The organism is Nostoc sp. LPT, from assembly GCF_017115165.1.
In the GTDB taxonomy this organism is placed as follows: domain Bacteria; phylum Cyanobacteriota; class Cyanobacteriia; order Cyanobacteriales; family Nostocaceae; genus Nostoc.
The window spans coordinates 1-21,585 of record NZ_JABXKF010000068.1 but is presented as its reverse complement, the minus strand read 5'-3'; the positions used below and the strand labels follow the sequence as shown (position 1 = coordinate 21,585).

Here is a 21,585-nt window from a genome sequence, read left to right as displayed (position 1 = left end):
AACTTCTCGCTGTGCTTGAGTCTCAAGCTCTTAAATACTAATTAGATAGTCAGGGGGACAAGGAACTTTATCCACAGAAACCGCAGGCGCAGGAAAAGCTGGCAACATTGAACTGACCAGCAGAAATTTAGATATACAACAAACAAAACTTTCCACCTCAACCACAGGAGCTGGAAACGCCGGAGATATTACCCTAAACGCCTCTACCTTAAATGTTGCTAGGGAAGCCAAAGTTTTTGCTTTTACCAATGGCAGTGGTGATAGTGGCACCATTAAAATCAATGCCCCAACCGCTGTCAATCTTGGCATTGGTGTGCAAGATTTGTCCCCGGTTCTGTCTGTAGAAACCCGTAATGCAGGCAAAGCCGGAAACATTATTATTAATACCCCCACCTTAACCCTCTCCGACACCGCCCGCATCACCGCCACCGCTACCGCTAGCGCCACTAATATAGAAGGGGATGGCAGTATAACTTTAAATGCCTCCAATCATGCATTTAGCCGGAGTTGTAGGCGTCTTTGCCGAAACTGAAGGACAAACCCCCGCCGGAACATTAACCCTGAAACCCTATCAGGATCAATCCACCCTCAACCTGACCTTAGCACCTCAATCCCGAGTGTCTGCATCCACTTCTGGTAGTGGTAAAGGAGGAAACCTGATAGTAACAGCACCAGAAGCAGTAACCATTAGCGGGCCAGGTTTACTTACCGTGGAAACCACAGGTGATGCTACTGCCGGAAACTTGACAATTGACACACAACGACTAACTATTTCTGATGGCGCTAAGGTATCGGCCTCCACCTCCTCCCCCAATCCTGATGGGGTAGGTGGCAATATTACAGTAAACGCCGCACAATCTCTAGACTTGAGTAATGGGGCGAGTTTGCTTGCCCAATCAAATGCTGCTGCTCCTGCTGGTAACATCAAGATTAACACCCCAAACCTAACAGCCACAAATGGCACGATCGCAACCTCCTCCAACGAATCTTCTGGGGGAGGTATCACCATAACTGCTGATAAGATTCGCCTATTTGGCAACAGTGACATTACCACCAATGTCAACCAAGGTGCAGGAGAAGGTGGCAAAATTGACCTGAAAGCTGGCTCCATCGTCGCTTTCGATGACAGCGATATCCTAGCTTTTGCTCGTGATGGCAAAGGTGGAGATATCACCTTCGACACTAGAGCCTTCTTCGGCGAAAACTACAGCGCTGCATCTTCTCGTAACGATCCGCTAAATACCCTTAATGGCAATAATCGAGTAGACGTGAATGCTACTAGTGCTATCAATGGAGTCATCACCATACCCGATGTCAGCTTCATCCAAAACAGCCTTACCGAGTTACCCGAAAATCAGATTAACACCGACAGCCTCCTGGCAAATAGTTGCATTGTCCGCCGCAATCAACCAACAAGGGGAAGCTTCACGATCACAGGTACTGGTGGCTTACCCCAGCGCCCGGGAGATGCTCAAATGTCCAGCTTTCCCACAGTAGATGTGAAAACTTTACCAAGTGACAGCACACTCTCAAATACCAACCCAAATTCTTCTTGGCAAAAAAGTGACCCCATTGTAGAACCTCTTGGGGTATATCGACTACCAAATGGGAAACTCGTATTGAGTCGAGAATGTTCTTAACCCTCTCCTCCTAATCCTCTTTTATCACTTTCGGGAGGGAATAATCTAGAATGCTTACACATCAAGCAAGCCTTCTAAGCATTAACCGGATCATTGATTTCCAAAAATGTTAAGAAAAGCGCCTTATGATTGTTAAAAACTGGTTTGATGGAGGTTGGCAGTGGAAGATTGAGAGTTGTGTCGCTTTAGTGGGGGCACTCTCAATCGGAGTAAGCGATCGCGTTTTGGCTCAAATCGTGCCAGACAATACGCTGGGTGCTGAAGCTTCTGTTGTTACACCTAATGTCAGTATACGGGGAATTCCTAGCGATCGCATTGATGGTGGAGCAACTCGCGGCGCTAACCTGTTTCACAGTTTTGAGAAGTTTAATGTGGGTGAAGGCAGGGGTGTTTATTTTGCTAATCCTGCTGGGATAGAGAATATTTTAACTAGAGTTACGGGCAATAATCCTTCTAACATCTTGGGTAGGTTAGGGGTTTTGGGTGGGGCGAATTTATTTTTGCTCAATCCGAACGGGATTGTATTTGGTAGCAAATGCCAGTTTGGATATTAAGGGGTCATTTGTGGCGACGACAGCCGAGCGGATACAGTTGGGAGATAGTGGCTATTTCAGTGCAACACAACCGCAAACAAGTAGTTTACTTTCTGTCACTCCGGGAGCGCTGTTTTTTAATGCAGTTGCTAGTCAACCGGGTTCGATTATTAACCGGGGGAATTTATCAACACCGAAACATCTGACTTTGGCGGCGGGTAATCTGGACTTGCAGGGACAGTTAAAAGCAGGGGAAGATTTAACGTTACAGGCGCAGGATACGGTGAAAGTGCGTGATGCGATCGCTAGCCCAATTATTGCTACTTCTGGGAGAAATCTGACCATTCAAGGCAACCAGAATGTTGATATCTTGGCGCTTTCCCATCCCCTCTCAAAGATTCAGAGTGGGGGGAATCTCAACCTGGTCAGTGATGGCGATATTTCTCTTGATGCTCACTTTGAGAGTGGTGGTAGCCTGTCGATGCTCACTAATTCAGGCACACCGGGTAACTTTGTCAGTATATTTGACCCAATTATTCAAGTGAATGGGGATGTTCTGTTTGGGGACTATACAGGCGTTGCTCTGAAGGTTGAAGCAACGGGCAGTATTCAGGGTGGGAATATCAAGATTACAGGAGCTGAGTGTGCAGCTGGTTTAGCTGGATGTGTTGGCGGTATTCCCACAACCGATCCAGATTTCGCCACACTCACAAGTCGTCCATCAGTGATTTTACGAGCAGGGTTAGCCGCCGTCAACACTGCTAACCTGACTCAAAATGCTGGAGGCACAGGGTTCACGGCTACTTCAGGGCTGCTACTGGGAATTAGTGTTGGCAATATCGATACTTCTTTGTCGCACAATGGTGGGAATGGAGGGGACATTATACTCTCGGCTGCAAAGGGTAGCATTAACACTGGCCCTTTGTTCTCTTTCTCGAGGGGCGATGCGGGTGAGGGGGGCGCGATTCGCTTAACTGCTGCCAATGACATCAATATCACTGGCGATTTGTACTCTTACTCGTTGTCTGAATCAGGCAATGCGGGTCAGGGGGGCGCGATTCGCTTAACTGCTGACAATGACATCTTTATCACTGGCGATTTGTACTCTTACTCGTACTCTCGGTTTGGAACAGCAGGTCAAGGAGGCGCGATTTCCCTCCAAACCAGAGGAGGGGATATTTCCGGGAGAGGAAATCAGTCTACAGTCCTTGGCTCCTTTTCTGTCTCTGAGAAAGGAACCGCAGGAAATGGAAATGGCGGGAAAGTTAGCCTAGAAGCTAAAAACAACGTAAGTAATCTAGAAATATTAACTTTATCTTCTGACTCACAATCTGGAGCAGTTCAGGTAACAGGTCTGGGAGATTTATTGCTCACGGATACCAAGATTCTGACGAGTAAGCAGGTGACTATACCAAATCCATTTGTATTTGATGATGAATTCATCACCTTGAAGGTCGATGGAAAAGGTCAATCAGGCAATGTTGATGTCACCAGCTCAGGCAATCTCACATTCAACAACAGTTCCATTCAAAGTGACACCAAAGGCAGCGACCCCGCTGGGAATGTAACCGTAAGCATCCCAGGTCTAGTCACATTCAATAATAGTTCTATTAGAAGTAACACTAGCAAAACAGGTGCGGCAGGCAGTATCGGTATCGAAGCTGGTCAAGGAATTACGCTCATCGGTTCTGCTAGTGAACTATCTGCCGGAACCACTAACATTGGCTTTGCCGGAGATATTACCCTAACCACCCCCCAATTAACCCTGCAAAACAGAGCCAACATCGCCACCATCACAAAAAGTTCTAGCCCTGCCGGAAATATTACCCTTCAATCCCACCCCAACACAGAAAACCTCAATATTAACCTGGTACCAGGAACGTCTATTTCTGCCTCCACTTCTAACCAAGGAACCGGCGGGAATATAAAAATTAAGGCTGCCAACACCATCACAATTCAGGGACAAAGCACCATTAGCACAGGAACCACAGGCGCAGGTAATGCTGGCAAAATTGAAGTTAACAGCAGAAATTTAGACATCCAACAAACCGAACTTTCCACCTCAACCACAGGCAGTGGGAATGCGGGAGACATTACCCTCGACACCTCCACCTTAACCGTTGCCACGGGAGCCAAAGTGCTTGCCTTAACGAATGGATTTGGCAATAGCGGCACAATTACAGCCAATGCCTCCACTGCCATGAACCTGGGCATTGGTGTGGAAGATTTTTCCCCGGTTCTATCTGTCGAAACCAGCAGCGCAGGCCAACCCGGAAACATTATTATCAATACCCCCAGCTTAACCCTCTCCGACACCGCCCGCATCACTGCCACCGCCACCGATACCGCCACCAATCCACAAGGTGGTGGTAGCATCACCTTAAATGCCTCCACTATGGATTTAGCCGGAGTCGTGGGCGTCTTTGCCGAAACTCAAGGACAAACCCCCGCTGGGACTTTAACCCTTAAACCCTATGAGAATCAATCCACCCTCAACCTCACCTTAGCTCTCAAATCCCAAGTGTCTGCGTCCACAACTGGAAGTGGTAAAGGAGGAAACCTGATAGTACAAGCACCAGAAGCCATAACTATTCAAGGGCCAGGTCAACTTGCCGTGGAAACCACGGGTGATGGTACTGCGGGAAACCTAAGCATTGACACGCAAAAGCTCACCATTGCTGACGGTGCAACTATCTCTGCATCCACCTCCTCAAAAAATCCAGAAGGCACAGGCGGCAGTATGATCATCAACGCCACAGAATCCTTCAACCTTACCAATGCAAGTTTAGGTGCTAAGTCAACAGGCGCAGCTCCTGCTGGTAACATCAAGATTAACACCCCAAACCTAACAGCCACAAATGGCATGATCGCAACTTCCTCCAAGGAATCTTCTGGGGGAGGTATCACCATCACCGCTTCTGACATCCGCCTCTTTGGTAATAGCGATATCAGAACCGATATCGCCTCTGGTGCAGGTGGTGGCGGTAACATTAAGCTAACAGCTAACTCAATTATCGCTTTTGGCGACAGCGACATCCTCGCTTATGCTGCTCGTAATGATGGCGGCAAAGGGGGAAATATCACCCTCGATACCAGAGCTTTCTTCGGCGAAAACTACAGCTCTGCATCTTCTCGTAACGATCCCCCAGATACCCTTAATGGCAATAACCGAGTAGACGTGAATGCCACTGGTGCTATCAATGGAGTCATCACCATACCCGATGTCAGCTTTATCCAAAACAGCCTTACCGAGTTACCCGAAAATCAGATTAACACCGACAGCCTCCTGGCAAATAGTTGCATTGTCCGCCGCAATCAACCAACAAGGGGAAGCTTCACGATCACAGGTACTGGTGGCTTACCCCAGCGCCCGGGAGATGCTCAAATGTCCAGCTTTCCCACAGTAGATGTGAAAACTTTACCAAGTGACAGCACACTCTCAAATACCAACCCAAATTCTTCTTGGCAAAAAAGTGACCCCATTGTAGAACCTCTTGGGGTATATCGACTACCAAATGGGAAACTCGTATTGAGTCGAGAATGTTCTTAATTCAATAATATGAGTATGTACCCAATCAATAGGTGGGTTGCCATTTTAAGCTCTTGCATGGCGACCTCAGCTTGCTTTGCGCTCAGTACAGTGGCTCAGTCCCCACCACCAGGCGTCACTATTCCCCCAACTGCACCTGATGCGGTTGAGCAAACGATTCCCAAACCCTCTGAATCCCCTCGGACTCTCCCTGGTGAAACGCCTACATTACCACCGAAAGTTAAACTGCAAACTCCCCCAACCCCAGATTCACCTGAAGTTACTTCCCCATCAAGCGATCGCTTCTTCATTAAAAAAGTGGAAGTGCTAGGAAATACCGTTTTGCATGACGAAATTGCCACCTTAACCCAGCCCTACGAGAACCGCTCAGTCACTTTTGAAGAGTTGCTCGAACTGCGCTCGGCAATTATTAAACTCTACATTAGAAACGGCTACATTACCTCTGGAGCCTTCTTGCCCAACAATCAAGACCTCAGCACTGGTATAGTCAAAATTCAAGTTGTAGAGGGCAAACTTGAGCTTCTTGAAATCGGTGGGTTAAGGCGATTGCGTGAAGGATACGTGCGATCGCGCATCATTCGCGCCACGTCTACTCCCTTAAACCAGCGACGCCTAGAACAAGCCTTACAACTGTTGCAACTCGATCCGCTTATTAAGCAGGTGAATGCCGAGTTAGCCGCAGGCAGCACTCCTGGGAGCAATATCTTACGGGTCAGTCTCAAAGAAGCACCCGCTTTTCATACTGCTGTAGTCATTGATAACAACCAATCTCCCAGCATTGGTTCCATCCAAGGCAGCATAGAAGTCAGTCATGATAATCTGTTAGGATTTGGCGATCGCCTCAGTGCCAGATACGGTCGTACTGAAGGACTTAACCTCTACGATATCAATTATACTATCCCTGTAAATGCTCGCAATGGTACTCTTAGCTTCCGCTATAACAATGACGACAGCCGCATTATTGGAGAAGATTTTCGGAAGTTAGGTATCAGAAGTGAGGCTCAAACCTATTCTCTTGGTTTCCGTCAGCCAATCATAAGAACACCAACCAGTGAATTTGCATTCGGCTTATCCTTAGACCTGCGTCGCAGCCAAACGTATATACTCAACGACACTCCCTATTCCTTCACAGAAGGTCCAGAAAATGGGGAAAGCAAAGTTACAGTGATTCGGTTTTCTCAAGATTGGGTCAATCGCGGCACCAAACGAGTCTTAGCCGCCCGGTCTCAATTCAGTCTAGGGATAGATGCGTTTGATGCAACTATAAATAATACGGGTACTGACGGGCGATTCTTTTCCTGGTTGGGACAATTTCAGTGGGTGCAGCAGTTGTCACCCAGAAATCTGCTAGTAGCGCGAATTGATGCCCAGCTAACCCCAGATTCTTTGCTATCTTTAGAACGCTTCAGTATAGGTGGAGTCGATACAGTTCGAGGCTACCGACAAAACCAACTTGTTGCCGACAATGGCATCCTGGGTTCGGTCGAAGTTCGTGTTCCCCTCACATCAGACCCTAAAGTACTACAGTTAGTGCCTTTTTTTGAAATCGGTACGGTCTGGAATAATCGAGAAATTGACCCCGTTCCAGCGACAATTAGCAGTTTAGGACTGGGTTTGCGCTGGCTAATTATCCCCGATTTATCGTTGCACCTAGACTATGGTATTCCCTTAATTTCAGTTGGCGATCGGGGCAACTCGTTGCAAGAAAACGGTCTCTACTTTTCAATACGCTATCAGCCGTTTTGAAATGCTTCAAACATTTTTTAATGAAACTAATTCTATGTGCCAACTAGATGATTAAAACAAGACTAAGTTTAACAGAAAATCATCGATCTCTCCTATTAACTTAATCAAAATGCTAAATTATTTATCAAATTCATATTTTTTACGTAACATCAGATATCTAACCCAGCAACACTGTACTATTCAAAAACATACTTAAGAACGATTAATTCTTAAAATTTCCTTCAAAATAATTGATAAAAATTAATCTTTCATTGATATTAAGTCATCATTTTTATTCCCAAAGGTTTAAAGAAGAGAAAATTGCACTCGTCAATTTATTTTATAAGCGCGATCGCCGACACCACAGTCTCCGGCAATGGCGTTTCGCCCACCGTGGGCGATACCTGCGGCGGACGGAGCCAGCCATCGCATCCTTGATTGCCCTGGAGAGATATTTAGTTCAAAAGTACTACAGATTTCCTACTCAAGTTTTGGGTGGGTGCGTTTATATTTGATGTACATCAATCGCCGTAAAGGTTTGGAGTCTCGTACTCCTGACTAGTCTAAACTCCAGTTTTGAGACTTAACGAGAAAAATCAGAGAATAATTGCAGAAAACTGTAATCAATATTGCTTTATTGTGCGAATCAACTCATCTTACTTGAGCAATCAACTTTGCACAAGCACCCAATGCATTATCTAATAGCTTGTTTTATTGTATTTATCAAGCAAACAAACACACTGCTCTTTAAAGAAAACAAACAATAGACAATTAGGAAGTTCAGGAGAAAACATATGACGACAAACGATCTCAAACAGTTTTACACTAAGGTGTTGAAAGACCCAATGCTGCAAGAGCGGCTCAAAGCAACAGACCCAGAAAGCCTGAGTGAGCTAGCTGTTGAGCAGGGAAAGGAAAAAGGCTACTCTTTTACTAAAGAGGAGATCTTACGTGCGATGGCGATCAAAGCTGTCATTGCAGGGGAGTACGTGGAGTTAGGGGAAGATGAAGAGGTGATCATTGTTGACGGGGCAGATCTAGATCAACTTGTCTTTCGGAGGAAGATATTCGAAGATATAGTTGGCAGTGTGATGATGGAAATACTAAAACAGCAGCAACGAAAGATTGAACAGATTAGGGAAAAAGACAAGGGGAAATGAATTGAGAAGAAGGAAGTGAGGGGTGAGGGATAGCTACAGCCGGTTTCAGATCATACAACATTTCTTGCCTCTTCCAATTCCCTTCAATTTGCCTGAATAAACTTTTGCACTACCTCTAGCACTTTGTGGCGTTTCAATACTTGGTACTCCTGGCACCAGGGCAATGCTAACTGCCTTAATGAGGATTTGTGTTTACCCTTGCAACTGATTTTTAAACCAAATAGCAATTGACTTCCCCAGTGAAATCCTCTATCTGTTTTCACCCTGAGTTTGTACTGTTGGCAAAAACGACGATACTTTTTAGCACATTCCTCCAAGCTTTATAACACTATAGTTAAAAATGAATATTGGGAAAAAGATATGGGCTCAGGCGCTAAAGACTGCTGTTCTGGTAATAATGCAGAATGTCAGAATGCAACAATACGTGTTACCTCAAAAAATAGCAATGGTGCATGTGAAGTTGCTGTCGATGCTCATGGATGGATTGTTGTCCATTCAAATAATTCAGCTACAAACAACAGTGTACGACAAGTCAAATATCTAAATAATAATCTGGAACAAGATTATCGATTTATTAAACGATTGGTTAAACCAGGAATGGGATTTGCTTCGTTCAATACAGCGAGGTGAACCTTGAGAGGATATGAGGCTATGAACATGAACCGTAAGGGACAAGTCAAGGGAGTTAAAAAAATAGACATTGCTGCTCAAGAGAAATTTGTTGCTCAAATTTTCAAAGTAGCTTCATAGCTGGTTCTGATTTTTACAGAGCTTTTGTTCTTTGCAAGTTTTTGCAACACAACCAACTCCCCAAGACCGCGTTAACTCACTACGAATCTTGCTTACCCATCGAGATTTTGCAGTCCCATTGCAATCTTACTGTGTTTTTCAATTTGCCCCATGACTTGTTTTGCGCGTTGAATAACTACGGCTGGTAAACCCGCCAATCTTCCCGCTTCAATTCCATAAGACTTATCAGCACCTCCTGGTTGAACTTGGTGCAAAAAGATAATTTGGTCGGGTAATTCTTTCACTGTCACTTGATAGTTAGCCACATTCGGTATAATGCTAGCCAATTCATTTAACTCGTGGTAATGCGTGGCAAAAATTGTCCGCGACCGAATATCCACTGCTATATATTCTGCCACCGCCCAAGCTATGGAAAGACCATCAAATGTCGCTGTCCCGCGACCAATTTCATCTAATAGTACCAACGACCTAGATGTAGCATGGTTGAGAATATTTGCGGTTTCATTCATCTCCACCATAAACGTGGATTGACCAGTTGCTAAATCATCTACTGCACCGACACGGGTGAAAATGCGATCGCATATTCCCAATCTGGCAAACCTAGCTGGTACAAAACTACCAATTTGTGCGATTAACTGAATCAATCCCACCTGACGCAAATAACAACTTTTGCCACTGGCGTTTGGCCCGGTAAGAATAATTAAATCGGGACTGTCATTTGTCATTTGTCCTTTGTCACTTGTCATTTGTTCTTGGTCATCTACTAATGACAAATGACTAATGACTAATGACTCTTGACCCAATTGCGTTGAATTCGGCACAAAGAATCCCGCAGGTAAAGACTGTTCCACCACCGGATGACGACCATCAACAATGTTTATCTCCCTTCCTGGCAACATTTCGGGACGACAGTAACCTTGATGCACCGCCAACTCAGCCAAACCACACAACACATCCGCCGCTGCTACTGCACGAGATAAATTGCGAATTACTTCCGCTTCTTGTGCTACCTCTTCCCGCAACGCTGTAAAAATCTCATATTCCAACTGATTTAAATCATCTCGCGCTGTGAGAATTCTAGCTTCTCGTTCCTTTAAATCAGGGGTGATGTAACGCTCCTCATTGGTCAGAGTTTGCTTACGGATATAATTAGCGGGTACAAGGTCTGCTTTGGTGCGGGAAATACTGATGTAATAACCAAAGGTTTTGTTAAATCCTACCTTCAGTGTGGAAATTCCTGTCTTAGCTCTCTCATCAACTTCCAAGTTGGCAATCCATAGCTGGTCTGCTTCTACAGTCGCCTTCCTTTCATCCAATAGGGGATTTACACTGGGGCGAATTAATCCGCCTTCCTTGATTTGGATGGGTGGTGACTCTACAAGATGTGCGTGTAACTTTTGTGCTAATTCTTCCAACACACTTGGGACTTTCTGCAAAGCTTTCAGGAAGGGAGAACGCGTCTCAACTACTAAGTTGGATAATTCCGGTAAACGTGAGAGGGAATCTGCCAAAGCTACTAAATCTCTAGCATTAGCTGTACCAGAACCCGCTCTTCCTGTGAGGCGTTCCAAATCATAAATTTGCCTTAACAACTGGCGTAAATCTTGACGCAGGGGCGTATTTTCCATCAATTCTTGGATGGTATCTTGCCGCGCCCGAATGCCTTTAATATCAAGTAGGGGTTGCAACAACCACCGCCGCAAAGCCCGCCCACCCATCGCTGTACTTGTTTTATCTAACGCCCAAAGTAGGGAACCGTGAAAAGTGCCATCTCGAACAGTTTGGGTAATTTCCAGGTTACGGCGGGTTTGATTGTCAACAATTAGGTAGTCGGTGACTGTGTAGCTGCGGAGTCTCTGGAGGGTGACAGGGTTTTCTTTTTGGGTATCTTCCAGGTATTCCAGAAGACCCCCAGCCGCACGAACGGCGAGGGGAAGACGATCGCAACCGAGTCCTTCGAGCGATCGCACCTTAAATTTCTGCAATAATCTAGGTCTAGCTTCTCCTTGAGAAAAGGAAAGTTGCGATCGCAAACTATAACAAAATGATGGTGGCAAACATTCTGGCAGATGTGGCGAAGTTTCTCCTGGACGTAGCAAACTCCCCAAATCAGGCGCATTTGTCGGAACTAACACCTCTGAAGGTTGCAAGCGCATTAATTCTTGTGTCAAATGTTCTAAATCGCTACCTTGAGTAGTAAGAAATTCACCTGTAGAGATATCTGCATAGGCTAAACCCCAATGGTTTTCAGCAATTACTACTGCTGCAAGGTAATTATTGCGACTGGATTTGAGCATTCCTTCTTCCAGCAAAGTGCCGGGTGTAAGAATGCGCGTTACTTCTCGTCGCACCAATCTCCCAGCAGCTTCAGAAGCATCTTCCACTTGATCGCAAATTACCACTGCGTAGCCTTTTTCTACCAGCATCGTCGCGTAGCGTTCCCAAGCGTGATGCGGAACACCAGACATCGCCACCCGTCCCTGTTCCCCAGCTTGCTTACTAGTGAGAACTAATTCCAATTCTTGCGCTAGTTTTACAGCATCTTGGAAATAGCATTCAAAGAAATCTCCTACCCGATACAGCAATACCGCGTGAGGATATTTATCCTTTGTCTCGACATAATGCAAGTACATTTGACTTAGCTTACTGCGATCCACCTGTTGATGGTCAGAAATAAAAGTACTTGCATCGGGCTTGGTAGATGGAGTTTCGGAGTGAGAGGCGGTCATAGATGCTATCGAGTTACGCACGGAAATTCCACAATATCTGATGATAACGTGATGTGAAAGTTGAATGGCGATCGCTCAAGGATATTTTACCTTCACAGCAGATTGCAAGTTAATCAAGTACAAAAATACCCCACCCTAACCCTCCCCGTATGTATTGGGGAGGGAACAACATTTTTTCTGTTTAACCCTCCCCTTATAAAGGGGCTACCGTGTATACACAAGTCTGAAGTAGTTAATAAATATCGATTTTACCCCACCCTAACCCTCCCCTTATAAAGCGGAGGGAACAAGATTTCTTGTTTCCCCCCTTAATCTCCCAGGGCTGATTCATTCCACAAGAGTTTTGCTGCAATAATCCACTTCCTGCATAAATCTAGTGCCGTGTCAAGGCTAAATTTGTGCATTAAATGTAAGTTGGGTTGACGTAAGGAAACCCAACCTACGTTTAATTCATCTGAATTTTATAATGGCGATGTCTACGACGGGCTACGCCTACGCCCTTGTGGAAGAGTCTAATATCATTAGTGTCAACTCAACTATAATGCGATATTATGCCAGCAAGAGATATCTTTCACAACGCAGTCAAAAAAGGACTAGAAAAAGAAGGGTGGAAAATTACCCACGATCCCTTACCTGTCAGTTTCGAGTTAGGAGATATGTATATAGACTTAGGTGCAAAAAGAATTCTAGCAGCAGAAAGAGAGGGTACAAAAATTGCTGTTGAAATTAAAAGTTTTTTTAAAACATCTGCTATTTCTGAATTTCACACAGCTTTAGGACAGTTTATTAACTATAGACTAGCATTATCCGAACAAGAACCAGACCGCACTCTCTATTTAGCAGTTCCCATCGATACATATACTTCCTTCTTTACTATCAGACTTGTACAAAATATTATCAAAACATATCAACTTAAATTGATTACTTATCAGCCTGTAACGGAGGATATTGTCGAATGGATAAACTAAAAAAATATCAACGAATAATTCAGCAACTTCTCCAAGAATATGCTGAAATTTCTAGTCAAGATTCAGAAGTTGAAACTCAATTAATTTTTGATCCAGAACGCCACCACTATCAACTTGTAAATGTCGGCTGGAAAAACCAACGTCGTGTTTATGGTTGTTTTATACATTTAGACATCAAAGATGGTAAAGTTTGGCTGCAACATAATGGGACAGAAAATGAAGTAGGAGAAGATTTAGCAAATTTAGGTATCCCGAAGCAGGATATTGTCATCGGCTTTCATTCACCATTTAAGCGCCAATTTACAGATTATGCTGTAGGTTAAATATCAACAATTAACTAATCAGATAAAAACTCTAGCTGACATTAGTAAACAACTTTGTTTGTATTCTTAACATAACTGACTGTATATTTTACTTAGTGCCGACATTTTTGAAAATCCCTACAACAGTGCAACTTAGATAGGGTAATTTGTCGTAAACATTTTTTTTCATTAATAGTTAATTTGTATAAAATTATACTAAAATATTCAAAGTATAAGAAAAGCGATCGCCCTCCGGGAAGAGTCCGCGATTGCTTTTCTTTAAACCCCTACTCTAGGAGTTAACTACAATAATGACACAAGTACAAAAGTTCGGAGAAAATCAAAAGTTCCCTCAAGCACAGTTGCAACAGTATTTGAGTAGCGAAGACTTCGATGCACTCGTCCTTAAACAATCTGCTCAAATGCGATTGCCCAACAAAGAAGCAATTAAACATTTATTGATTGGTTCTCCAAAAGCCGTCACCAGTACAATTCACTATTTGCAGTTAAGCTAATAAACTGAACTAAGTAAAAAGGAATGACGAGATTTTATTGCATTGACACTTCACCCATCACTCCTTATAACTTGCGCGTTGATTAGCTGTTACGCATTGTTAAATTACACCAGCTTACTACTTCATTTATCCTCTAACTAAAGAGGCGGATAATTATTAAGTTAATACGTGCTTTTCTATACAAATATTTTTAACTTATTAATATCTATCTTTGCAATTCTAGATATAGTAGTTCGACTATTGCTTGTTCCCAGTCGTTTTACTCTTACCCGTACCGAGAGCATCCCAAATGTGCAAGTTTATTTTTATACGGTATTTGGACTTAGGCGGAGAATGAAATAACGAACCGCATAGACGTGGAGCGGCTGACCGCAGGGTAGGACGCATACTCCTACGGAGAAGCAAGCTACGCGCAGCGTCTCGTCAGAGAAGAACGCAAAGGAAAGAGGTTTGTACAGGGTTTTTGTACCAGTCCTGTGTCTTTTGGCTTGCATTGGGATGCTCCCGATTTCTAATACCATTTCTTTGTGAGGCTGCGCCAAATTTTCTTTCTTCCTTTGTGTTTTTTGCGCCTTTGCGGTTCGTTCCTTATATAATTTGGCGCATTATTATACAGAATTGGTATAAGCTATTCGTGTAGCAATAATACTTTTAAAACATCCTCTTAAAGAAGTTAGGAATTTTGTTGTGATTTTTATTAATAGGCAACGTATTCAGAATCACAAACAAACTTAACTTAGCTTCTATGTCTTTAGTAGTAGTTGCTTGATTCTTGTGATGGAAGTTGGGGAAACTATTATCAGTTATTCTTAGTAACAATGGAAACAATTATCATTAGCACTAAATCATTCATTGGAGGAATGACAAAGCGGGTTCAACAATAATAGTTAGAAATTAAGGCTGAGATGTAGAGTTTTCCAACTGTAGTATCTGCTCTTTGCTAGTCATCATTTTGACTGGCTTATTAGTTTAGTCAAAAATTAGCACAATCGTTAGATGGCAGATTTGGCACTCGTATTTAGCTGAGTTTATAGAATTTTCCCACCAAAGGTAGAAGTAATACTTAGGAAAATCCTATAAAATTATTTTTTGCAAAAAATATCTGAGTAGCGAAAGTTATAATGAACACTTTGTAATTTGCTAGATTAAATTTACTTTAAGCATCTAGGTTGAATGGGACACGTGTCATTTAAAAACTGGCCCATCTTTAGCGACTGTAAGATATAAAGTATCAAGAACCTAAAATATAATGTAATTTTATAAGTTCAATTGCATAAAAATTGTAGTTTACAACCAGTTAAATTTATCACTCAATAAAATTAGGAATGCTGCAATTTTTTCAAGGATTTACCTAGTATATTTTTTTTTGCTCAACCTCTGCAAGCAAGTAGTGGGAATTTAAGGTGAACATAGAAAAATTTATCCAACGCGCAGAAATATTGCACAAGCGTTTAGCAGATTTATACCAAACTGCTAGTGTACTACCTTGGATTTCCCCGGATCTGCTACCGCAAGCTTTTAAGGAACTCTATAACTCCTCAAAGATAGTACAGTTAGCGGCGGAGGAACTTTATCAGCAAAACGAGGAACTAGTAAAAACACGAGATTGGTTAGAGGCAGAACGCCAACACTACCAAGATTTATTCGAGTTGGCGCCAGACGGCTATTTAGTGACTAATAGAGAAGGAATTATCCAAGAAGCTAACCTCACCGCAGCTAAGTTGTTGAATGTTTCAAAGCATTTTTTAGTAGGCAAACCAATAGTTAACTTTGTCCTTCTAGAAGAACGTCAGCAAGTTTGCAACGAACTGATGCAGCTATCGCAATCAGACAGAGTTAGAGAGTTATTGGTACGTTTGCAGCAACGTTATGGCGAGTTCTTTGATGCAGCTTTGACAGTGGCAGTTATCCGCAATCACCAGGGTAAGGCAATCTCTCTGCGCTGGATGCTGCGTAATATTACTGAGCGTCAGCATTTAAAATCAGCAATAGTCAAGGGCGACAGTGACATCTTCAATGATCGCCCCATACATAAATATGTTAAAGGAGAAACTATTCCCCTGAACCCATTGGTAATTTGGTATGTTTCTCAGGGTTTGGTCAAACTCAGTACCTACTACGAAACGGGTGAAGAAGTGCTGATAGGATTGGCAACAGCAGGAATGGTTTTTGGTTCTAGTTTGACATCTTTAAACATTTACCAAGCAACAGTCCTTGCTGATGTTGAGTTGGTGTCAATTTACGCGGTAGAGGTAGCAGCTTCTCCAACACTTAGCCATACACTTCTACCAAAAATTAATCACCGGTTACAGCAAACAGAATCTTTTTTAGCCATTTGTGGAAGACGGCGAGTACAAGAACGCTTCCACCATCTATTACAACTTTTGAAACGAGAAGTGGGTGAAACTGTACCAGAGGGAACTCGCTTAAGTGTTCGGTTTACTCACGAAGATATTGCTAGCGCCTGCTGTACCACCAGAGTAACAATTACACGATTGATGGGCAAATTACAAGAAGAAGGTATAATCAGTTTCGACTTAAAAAAACACATTATATTGAGAGATTTTGATTAATTAGTTCGCTATAGATTGATTACATTTTTGTTAAGCAAAGATAAGTTGCCAGCCAATCAGGAAAATTGCTATATCTGCAAAAACATGGCTAATGTATCCAGGCCAGATTGAGCAATAATTCAAGTAGCACCATGACCAAACCGCCCCTGCTAGAAACACCCCCAATGAGCATAATGTTGTCGCACGCCAATCGAAGTAAGCTGCCAAACCAACAACGTGATGAATCGTAAAAAACAGTGCAGATAGTACTACAGCTAAAGGACTTGATACCAAAATTTCACATTTACGATAGACAAACCAACGCCAGACAAATTCCTCAAGCAAAGAGTTGATAAATATCCAATATCCTGAACCTACTAAGTAGATCGCAAAACTGTTCAATCCAACTTGCGTTGCTCGATCGCGAACATATTCAACATCTATCCATTTTGCCCCCAGCAGCCAATAAACAATCAAGATGATGCCTAGCATTAATAGCCCTAATCCAACTCCAGCTAATAAATCGCGTCTTTTAGGATATTCAACCTTTAAATTCTCTTTATCGATAAATAACAACCAGATAATGGGTAGTACCAACAACCAGATTTTAGATAATAAAGCTACTAAATGTCCTGGGAAGCCAGGGAGTATATACAGTTGAGTTGTAATACCAATGCTCGGAACTGGCACAAGTAATAACAAAGCTAGTAGTGCATTTTGGTTAGGTTTTAACATGGGAAAGTTTTGTTGTATTTCGATGGTTTTAACTTTTAAACTACATCTATTTTGAAATCCATAGTTCTGATGTCAAGTTAGGGTGATTACTTCTAATAAAATCTATCAATGTAGGTTGTGTTGTAGCTTGCTTCTTTGTAGAGATATGGTAGTAAAACCCAATATTAACAAGCATAAAATGTTGGGTTTCGTTCCTCAACCCCACCTACAGATATTACAAGGGTTTTACTTAACATGATATTAAACGTAGTGGAAGCATCTCGATCCCATCTAGAAGTATCAGACATTTTGCCCACAATACTCCAAGTTTAAAAATTGATGAGGTTTACTATTACTTTTTATATTCAAACTATAAAACTTGAGTGTCATAATCAGACTTGAATAAAGTGACACTTTGTCCGTTGTCACATAAATGTCATATAAATTTAATACTAGAATTTGGATGAATTTGTGTGTAATATTTCCTCGAACGCAGCATTTTTATAATAATTTACTGTGCGGATCTACTTACACTTAATTAAAATGCACAGCCTGCTGCAATGCTGTGAAGGATATAGGATTTGAGGCGGACATTAATACTCATCGTGCTAAGTATAGCTTTTTGTCAAATCCTAGTGTGATACAAACAGGGAATTCAAAATGTACCCAAAATAATGTATATGTGATTGAGGGCGTATTGCTAAAATCGCAATACCTATGGCGGGCTAGGCCTACGCAGCATTTAAAGCAGCTATGCACACATTTGGCACAAAAATTCTATCATTGGGCTACATCTTAGCACTGGATTTAGGTACGACAGGCAACCGCGCCTTTGTATTTAACGCAGACGGCAAGATTGTTGGACAGGCATATAAAGAATTAACTCAGTATTATCCTCAGTCAGGATGGTTAGAACATGACCCTCAACAAATCTGGCAGGATACTTGTTGGGTGATGCAAACCGCAATTGAGAATGCCCAGATTGCACCATCAGCGATCGCAGCTTTGGGATTAACTGTACAGCGCGAAACCTGTTTGATTTGGGACAAAACTACTGGTAAACCACTCCATAAAGCGATCGTCTGGCAAGATCGCCGCACTGCTCCCCTTTGCCACCAGTTACAAGAACAAGGCTACGCTGAAGAAATTTACGATCGCACCGGATTAATCATTGATGCCTACTTTTCTGCTACCAAGCTCAGATGGCTATTAGACAATTTTACAGATGTTGACCTGAACAATGTTTTAGCAGGCACTATTGATACCTGGGTGTTGTGGAACCTCACAGGTGGGAAAGTCCATGCCACTGACCACAGCAACGCCAGCCGTACAATGTTGATGAATCTCAAAACCTGTGAGTGGGATGAGATTTTGCTGGATCTGTTTCAAATTCCGGCTCACATTTTGCCCCAGATTCAGCCGAGTTTAGGAGTATTTGGAGTCACTGATGCGACTTTGTTGGGTACTGAAATTCCGATCACAGCCATCTTGGGAGATCAGCAAGCGGCTCTATTTGGTCATGGCTGCGATCGCCCCGGTTTGATGAAATGTACTTACGGTACTGGTAGCTTTTTGGTTGCTCACACAGGCTCTGAAATTGTGCGATCGCACCATCAACTCATTTCTACAGTGGCATGGACACAAGCAAATTCCAGGGATACTTTAGATGTAGGCTATGCCTTAGAAGGTAGTATGTTTACTAGTGGCGCTTGTATACAATGGTTACGCGATCGCCTGAAGTTGATTAAAACTGCTGCTGAAACTGAAGCGATGGCTAATCAGGTAAAAGATAATGGCGGAGTTTACTTTGTACCAGCATTTAGTGGATTGGGCGCACCCTACTGGGATATGAGCGCCAGGGGAGCTTTTTTCGGCATTACCGCCAGTGTACAACCAGAGCATCTAGTTCGGGCTGTGCTGGAAGCGATCGCTTATCAAGTTCTGGAAGTGGTGCAAGCAATTAACGCATCTTGCAGTACTCCAGTTGGGCGATTAACCGTAGATGGTGGTGCTTGCGAAAATAATTTTCTGATGCAGTTTCAGGCTGATGTATTAGGTATTCCAGTTGAACGTCCGATAATGCGCGATACGACCGTTCAGGGTGCAGCATTTGCGGCAGGTTTAGCTGTAGGATTTTGGGAGAGCTATGAAGCGCTGGTAGAACAACGGCAAATTGAGCGTGTATTTGAGCCAAAGAGTGATTTCCCCTTGTCCAACTTTGGTACTTGGCAAAAGGCAGTGAAACGTACTCTAGCTTGGGAAGAGTAGTCGATCCAAAAACGAGTTAAAGTGAAAATTCATATCCTGAAAGGGGAAAGTCTAAGGAACAAACACTATTACAATCAAGCAAATTGATGGAGTATTGATTTATCATGCCCTACAGTCAATTCACGATTGACCGAGTGAAACAAGATTTTCATCTAAATACTGTCGAAGGAGTCCGCTTTTTCCCAGACTCGATTGAACCCATTACTCCAAGTTTCAGACTACAAGGTATTTTAGAGGATTTACCGTGGGCGATTCTCTAAAGAGACGCTGCGCGAACGCAGTAGATACAGAAAAAGCTCGTTCAGAAGCGATAATTAATCCTATATTGCTGGAAGTGCGACGCATCTTCAATTCCACAATTAGCGTGTTTTCAGGGGAAGAGTTTAACGTTGATGTAAGTATTGGACTCAACGGTGTATGTGACTTCCTACTTTGCCGTTCGCCTGAACAATTAACGGTGGAAGCACCTGCAATTGTCATTGTTGAAGCAAAAAAATCAGATTTAAAATCTGGGTTGGGACAATGCATTGCAGAAATGGTAGCTGCACAGCGATTCAATCAAGCAAGAGTTCAACCCTTAACAGCAGTTTACGGTACTGTAAGCAGTGGAACCCAATGGCGATTTCTGAAACTAGAGGGGCAAACAGTCACAATTGATTTAATGGATTATTCTCTTCCTCCTATCGAACCAATTCTGAGCTTTTTGGTGTGGATGGTGAAAGCAGGTTAATTTCATTCAAATATTGATCGTTAAAATAACTCTTACTTTGTCAAAATATCACTCCCATATAATAAAAAGCCCATGACTACTAAACCGAAGATTTTCATTGATGGGGAATCAGGAACCACAGGCTTACAAATTTACTCACGCCTGAACCATCGGGATGACATCGAGTTAGTTAGCATTGAAGCATCTAAACGTAAGGATGCAACCGAGCGAACCAAACTAATCAATGCTGTTGATGTTATCATTCTCTGCCTGCCTGATGATGCGGCCCGTGAAGCTGTTAGCTTAGTCAGTAATACTAGGGTTAAGATCCTTGATGCTAGTACTGCCCATCGCACGGCTAAAGACTGGGTATATGGTTTCCCCGAACTAAATCCAGGACAGCGAGAGAAAATCGCCAGCGCCCAGTTTGTCAGCAATCCAGGCTGTTATCCCACAGGATTTTTAGCTTGTATCCGTCCGTTGATTGCCAAAGGACTCCTGAATAGTAACTTTCCCATCACCGTTAATGCAGTGTCAGGTTACTCTGGTGGCGGAAAGAATCTTATTAAACAGTATCATACCTTTCACGAACAGCAAGTCGGCGCAGAGTCGCTCCACCCTTATGGTATCTACAGTTTGCAGTTTGGGCATAAGCACGTCAAAGAAATGCATCAGTATTCAGGGTTAGCATCACCGCCGCTTTTCGTACCAGCCGTGGGAGATTTTGAGCAGGGGATGCTGGTACAGATACCTTTACCACTGGGGACTTTGGATAATCCACCATCAGGTAAGATTATTCATCAAGCGATCGCTGATTACTACCAAAGTGAAAAGTTCATGCAGGTTGCTCCATTCCAAGATTCGACTCTGCTGAGAGACGGAACATTTCTGGATGCGATGTCTACGACGGGCTATTCGGCGTCGCATCTGAACGATACTAATATTGTTCAGGTTTTTGTATTCGCCAATGACACTACCAAAGAAGTCTTGCTAGTTGCTCGTCTTGACAACTTGGGTAAGGGCGCATCAGGAGCCGCAGTCCAAAACCTAAACATCATGCTCGGTTTTCCAGAAGAGTTGGGATTGTCATGAATCCCCAGAGAGTTATTCGTCTGGCTGAGTCGTTTCCTCGTACTCGCGGATCTTAAAATCAGTATCGCGTTGGAGAAACCGCTGGATATCTCTTGTGTAAAACAATACCCTTTTGAACTTGTGGTCAATCTTTTCGTTCAGTTGCCCCAGAAGCATTTGAATGACATCCTTCCGATTCACATATTCTTGAATATGCAAGGCTAGCGTTCTATCAATCTCACGAATTTTTTCAGTATTTCTTGCTTGTTCTTCGAGAGCTTTTTCAATTTGAGTAATCGAATTTGAAATTTGATTCATTTTGCTGATGACGGTAATAGCTACACCTGAAGGGGTGACAAGGAGGCGGAAGCATGAGAAATAGTGGAGTGTAGCGATTTT

15 protein-coding genes and 2 pseudogenes are annotated in these 21,585 nt (G+C 43.1%); 13 read left to right on the top strand and 4 right to left on the bottom strand.

Translation table 11 applies throughout. The features are described from left to right. Positions 1 to 30: 30 nt before the first annotated feature. Positions 31 to 447, bottom strand: a complete 417-nt coding sequence (locus HWQ58_RS15610) for a hypothetical protein (protein WP_292864069.1) — start codon at positions 445 to 447, stop codon at positions 31 to 33. A gap of 32 nt (positions 448 to 479) precedes the next feature. Here HWQ58_RS15610 and HWQ58_RS15605 point away from each other — a divergent pair, with 32 nt between their 5' ends. The 6 genes and pseudogenes from HWQ58_RS15605 to HWQ58_RS15580 all read left to right on the top strand — a co-directional run. Then, positions 480 to 1,640: a hypothetical protein gene (locus tag HWQ58_RS15605; RefSeq protein ID WP_292864066.1), complete on the top strand. Its 1,161-nt coding sequence runs from the start codon at positions 480 to 482 to the stop codon at positions 1,638 to 1,640. A 125-nt stretch (positions 1,641 to 1,765) separates the two neighbouring features. After that, on the top strand, positions 1,766 to 2,194 hold the full coding sequence (locus HWQ58_RS15600; protein WP_292864063.1) for a filamentous hemagglutinin N-terminal domain-containing protein: 429 nt from the start codon (positions 1,766 to 1,768) through the stop codon (positions 2,192 to 2,194). A 10-nt stretch (positions 2,195 to 2,204) separates the two neighbouring features. Further along, positions 2,205 to 5,723, top strand: a complete 3,519-nt coding sequence (locus HWQ58_RS15595; protein WP_292864060.1) for an S-layer family protein — start codon at positions 2,205 to 2,207, stop codon at positions 5,721 to 5,723. A gap of 57 nt (positions 5,724 to 5,780) precedes the next feature. Continuing rightward, on the top strand, positions 5,781 to 7,469 hold the full coding sequence (locus HWQ58_RS15590; RefSeq protein ID WP_292864057.1) for a ShlB/FhaC/HecB family hemolysin secretion/activation protein: 1,689 nt from the start codon (positions 5,781 to 5,783) through the stop codon (positions 7,467 to 7,469). A gap of 773 nt (positions 7,470 to 8,242) precedes the next feature. Next, a complete protein-coding gene (locus HWQ58_RS15585) occupies positions 8,243 to 8,608 on the top strand; it encodes a Nif11-like leader peptide family natural product precursor (RefSeq protein WP_292864055.1) in 366 nt (121 codons plus the stop codon). A gap of 519 nt (positions 8,609 to 9,127) precedes the next feature. Further along, positions 9,128 to 9,358: pseudogene (locus HWQ58_RS15580) on the top strand (DDE-type integrase/transposase/recombinase); the annotation flags it as partial. A gap of 92 nt (positions 9,359 to 9,450) precedes the next feature. Here the strand turns inward: HWQ58_RS15580 and mutS are convergent. Continuing rightward, a complete protein-coding gene (mutS, locus tag HWQ58_RS15575) occupies positions 9,451 to 12,087 on the bottom strand; it encodes a DNA mismatch repair protein MutS (protein WP_292864052.1) in 2,637 nt (878 codons plus the stop codon). A gap of 551 nt (positions 12,088 to 12,638) precedes the next feature. Here mutS and HWQ58_RS15570 point away from each other — a divergent pair. The 4 genes from HWQ58_RS15570 to HWQ58_RS15555 all read left to right on the top strand — a co-directional run bounded on the left by HWQ58_RS15570 (position 12,639) and on the right by HWQ58_RS15555 (position 16,445). Then, the gene (locus tag HWQ58_RS15570) at positions 12,639 to 13,055 is read left to right on the top strand and encodes a XisH family protein (protein WP_292864048.1); all 417 of its coding nucleotides are present in this window, start codon (positions 12,639 to 12,641) and stop codon (positions 13,053 to 13,055) included. Beyond that, positions 13,043 to 13,378: a XisI protein gene (locus tag HWQ58_RS15565; protein WP_292864045.1), complete on the top strand. Its 336-nt coding sequence runs from the start codon at positions 13,043 to 13,045 to the stop codon at positions 13,376 to 13,378. The genes HWQ58_RS15570 and HWQ58_RS15565 overlap by 13 nt, the downstream gene beginning before the upstream one ends. Before the next feature lie 290 nt (positions 13,379 to 13,668). Further along, positions 13,669 to 13,872: a hypothetical protein gene (locus tag HWQ58_RS15560; protein ID WP_366838022.1), complete on the top strand. Its 204-nt coding sequence runs from the start codon at positions 13,669 to 13,671 to the stop codon at positions 13,870 to 13,872. A gap of 1,403 nt (positions 13,873 to 15,275) precedes the next feature. Beyond that, positions 15,276 to 16,445: a helix-turn-helix domain-containing protein gene (locus HWQ58_RS15555; RefSeq protein WP_292864042.1), complete on the top strand. Its 1,170-nt coding sequence runs from the start codon at positions 15,276 to 15,278 to the stop codon at positions 16,443 to 16,445. Positions 16,446 to 16,475: 30 nt separating this feature from the next. Here HWQ58_RS15555 and HWQ58_RS15550 read toward each other — a convergent pair whose 3' ends face one another. After that, positions 16,476 to 17,159: a CPBP family intramembrane glutamic endopeptidase gene (locus HWQ58_RS15550; RefSeq protein WP_292864039.1), complete on the bottom strand. Its 684-nt coding sequence runs from the start codon at positions 17,157 to 17,159 to the stop codon at positions 16,476 to 16,478. 732 nt (positions 17,160 to 17,891) lie between these two features. Here HWQ58_RS15550 and glpK point away from each other — a divergent pair. The 3 genes and pseudogenes from glpK (at position 17,892) to argC (ending at position 21,207) form a co-directional block, all read left to right on the top strand. Next, positions 17,892 to 19,406: a glycerol kinase GlpK gene (gene glpK, locus HWQ58_RS15545; protein WP_292864036.1), complete on the top strand. Its 1,515-nt coding sequence runs from the start codon at positions 17,892 to 17,894 to the stop codon at positions 19,404 to 19,406. Between the two features lie 104 nt (positions 19,407 to 19,510). Beyond that, positions 19,511 to 20,136, top strand: a pseudogene (locus HWQ58_RS15540) (hypothetical protein). Between the two features lie 72 nt (positions 20,137 to 20,208). Further along, a complete protein-coding gene (gene argC, locus HWQ58_RS15535; RefSeq protein WP_292864033.1) occupies positions 20,209 to 21,207 on the top strand; it encodes an N-acetyl-gamma-glutamyl-phosphate reductase in 999 nt (332 codons plus the stop codon). Between the two features lie 12 nt (positions 21,208 to 21,219). On the opposite strand, the gene HWQ58_RS15530 is transcribed toward argC, so the two are convergent. Then, positions 21,220 to 21,585, bottom strand: a 366-nt coding sequence (locus HWQ58_RS15530; protein WP_292864030.1) for a hypothetical protein, incomplete at its 5' end; no start/stop codon positions are given.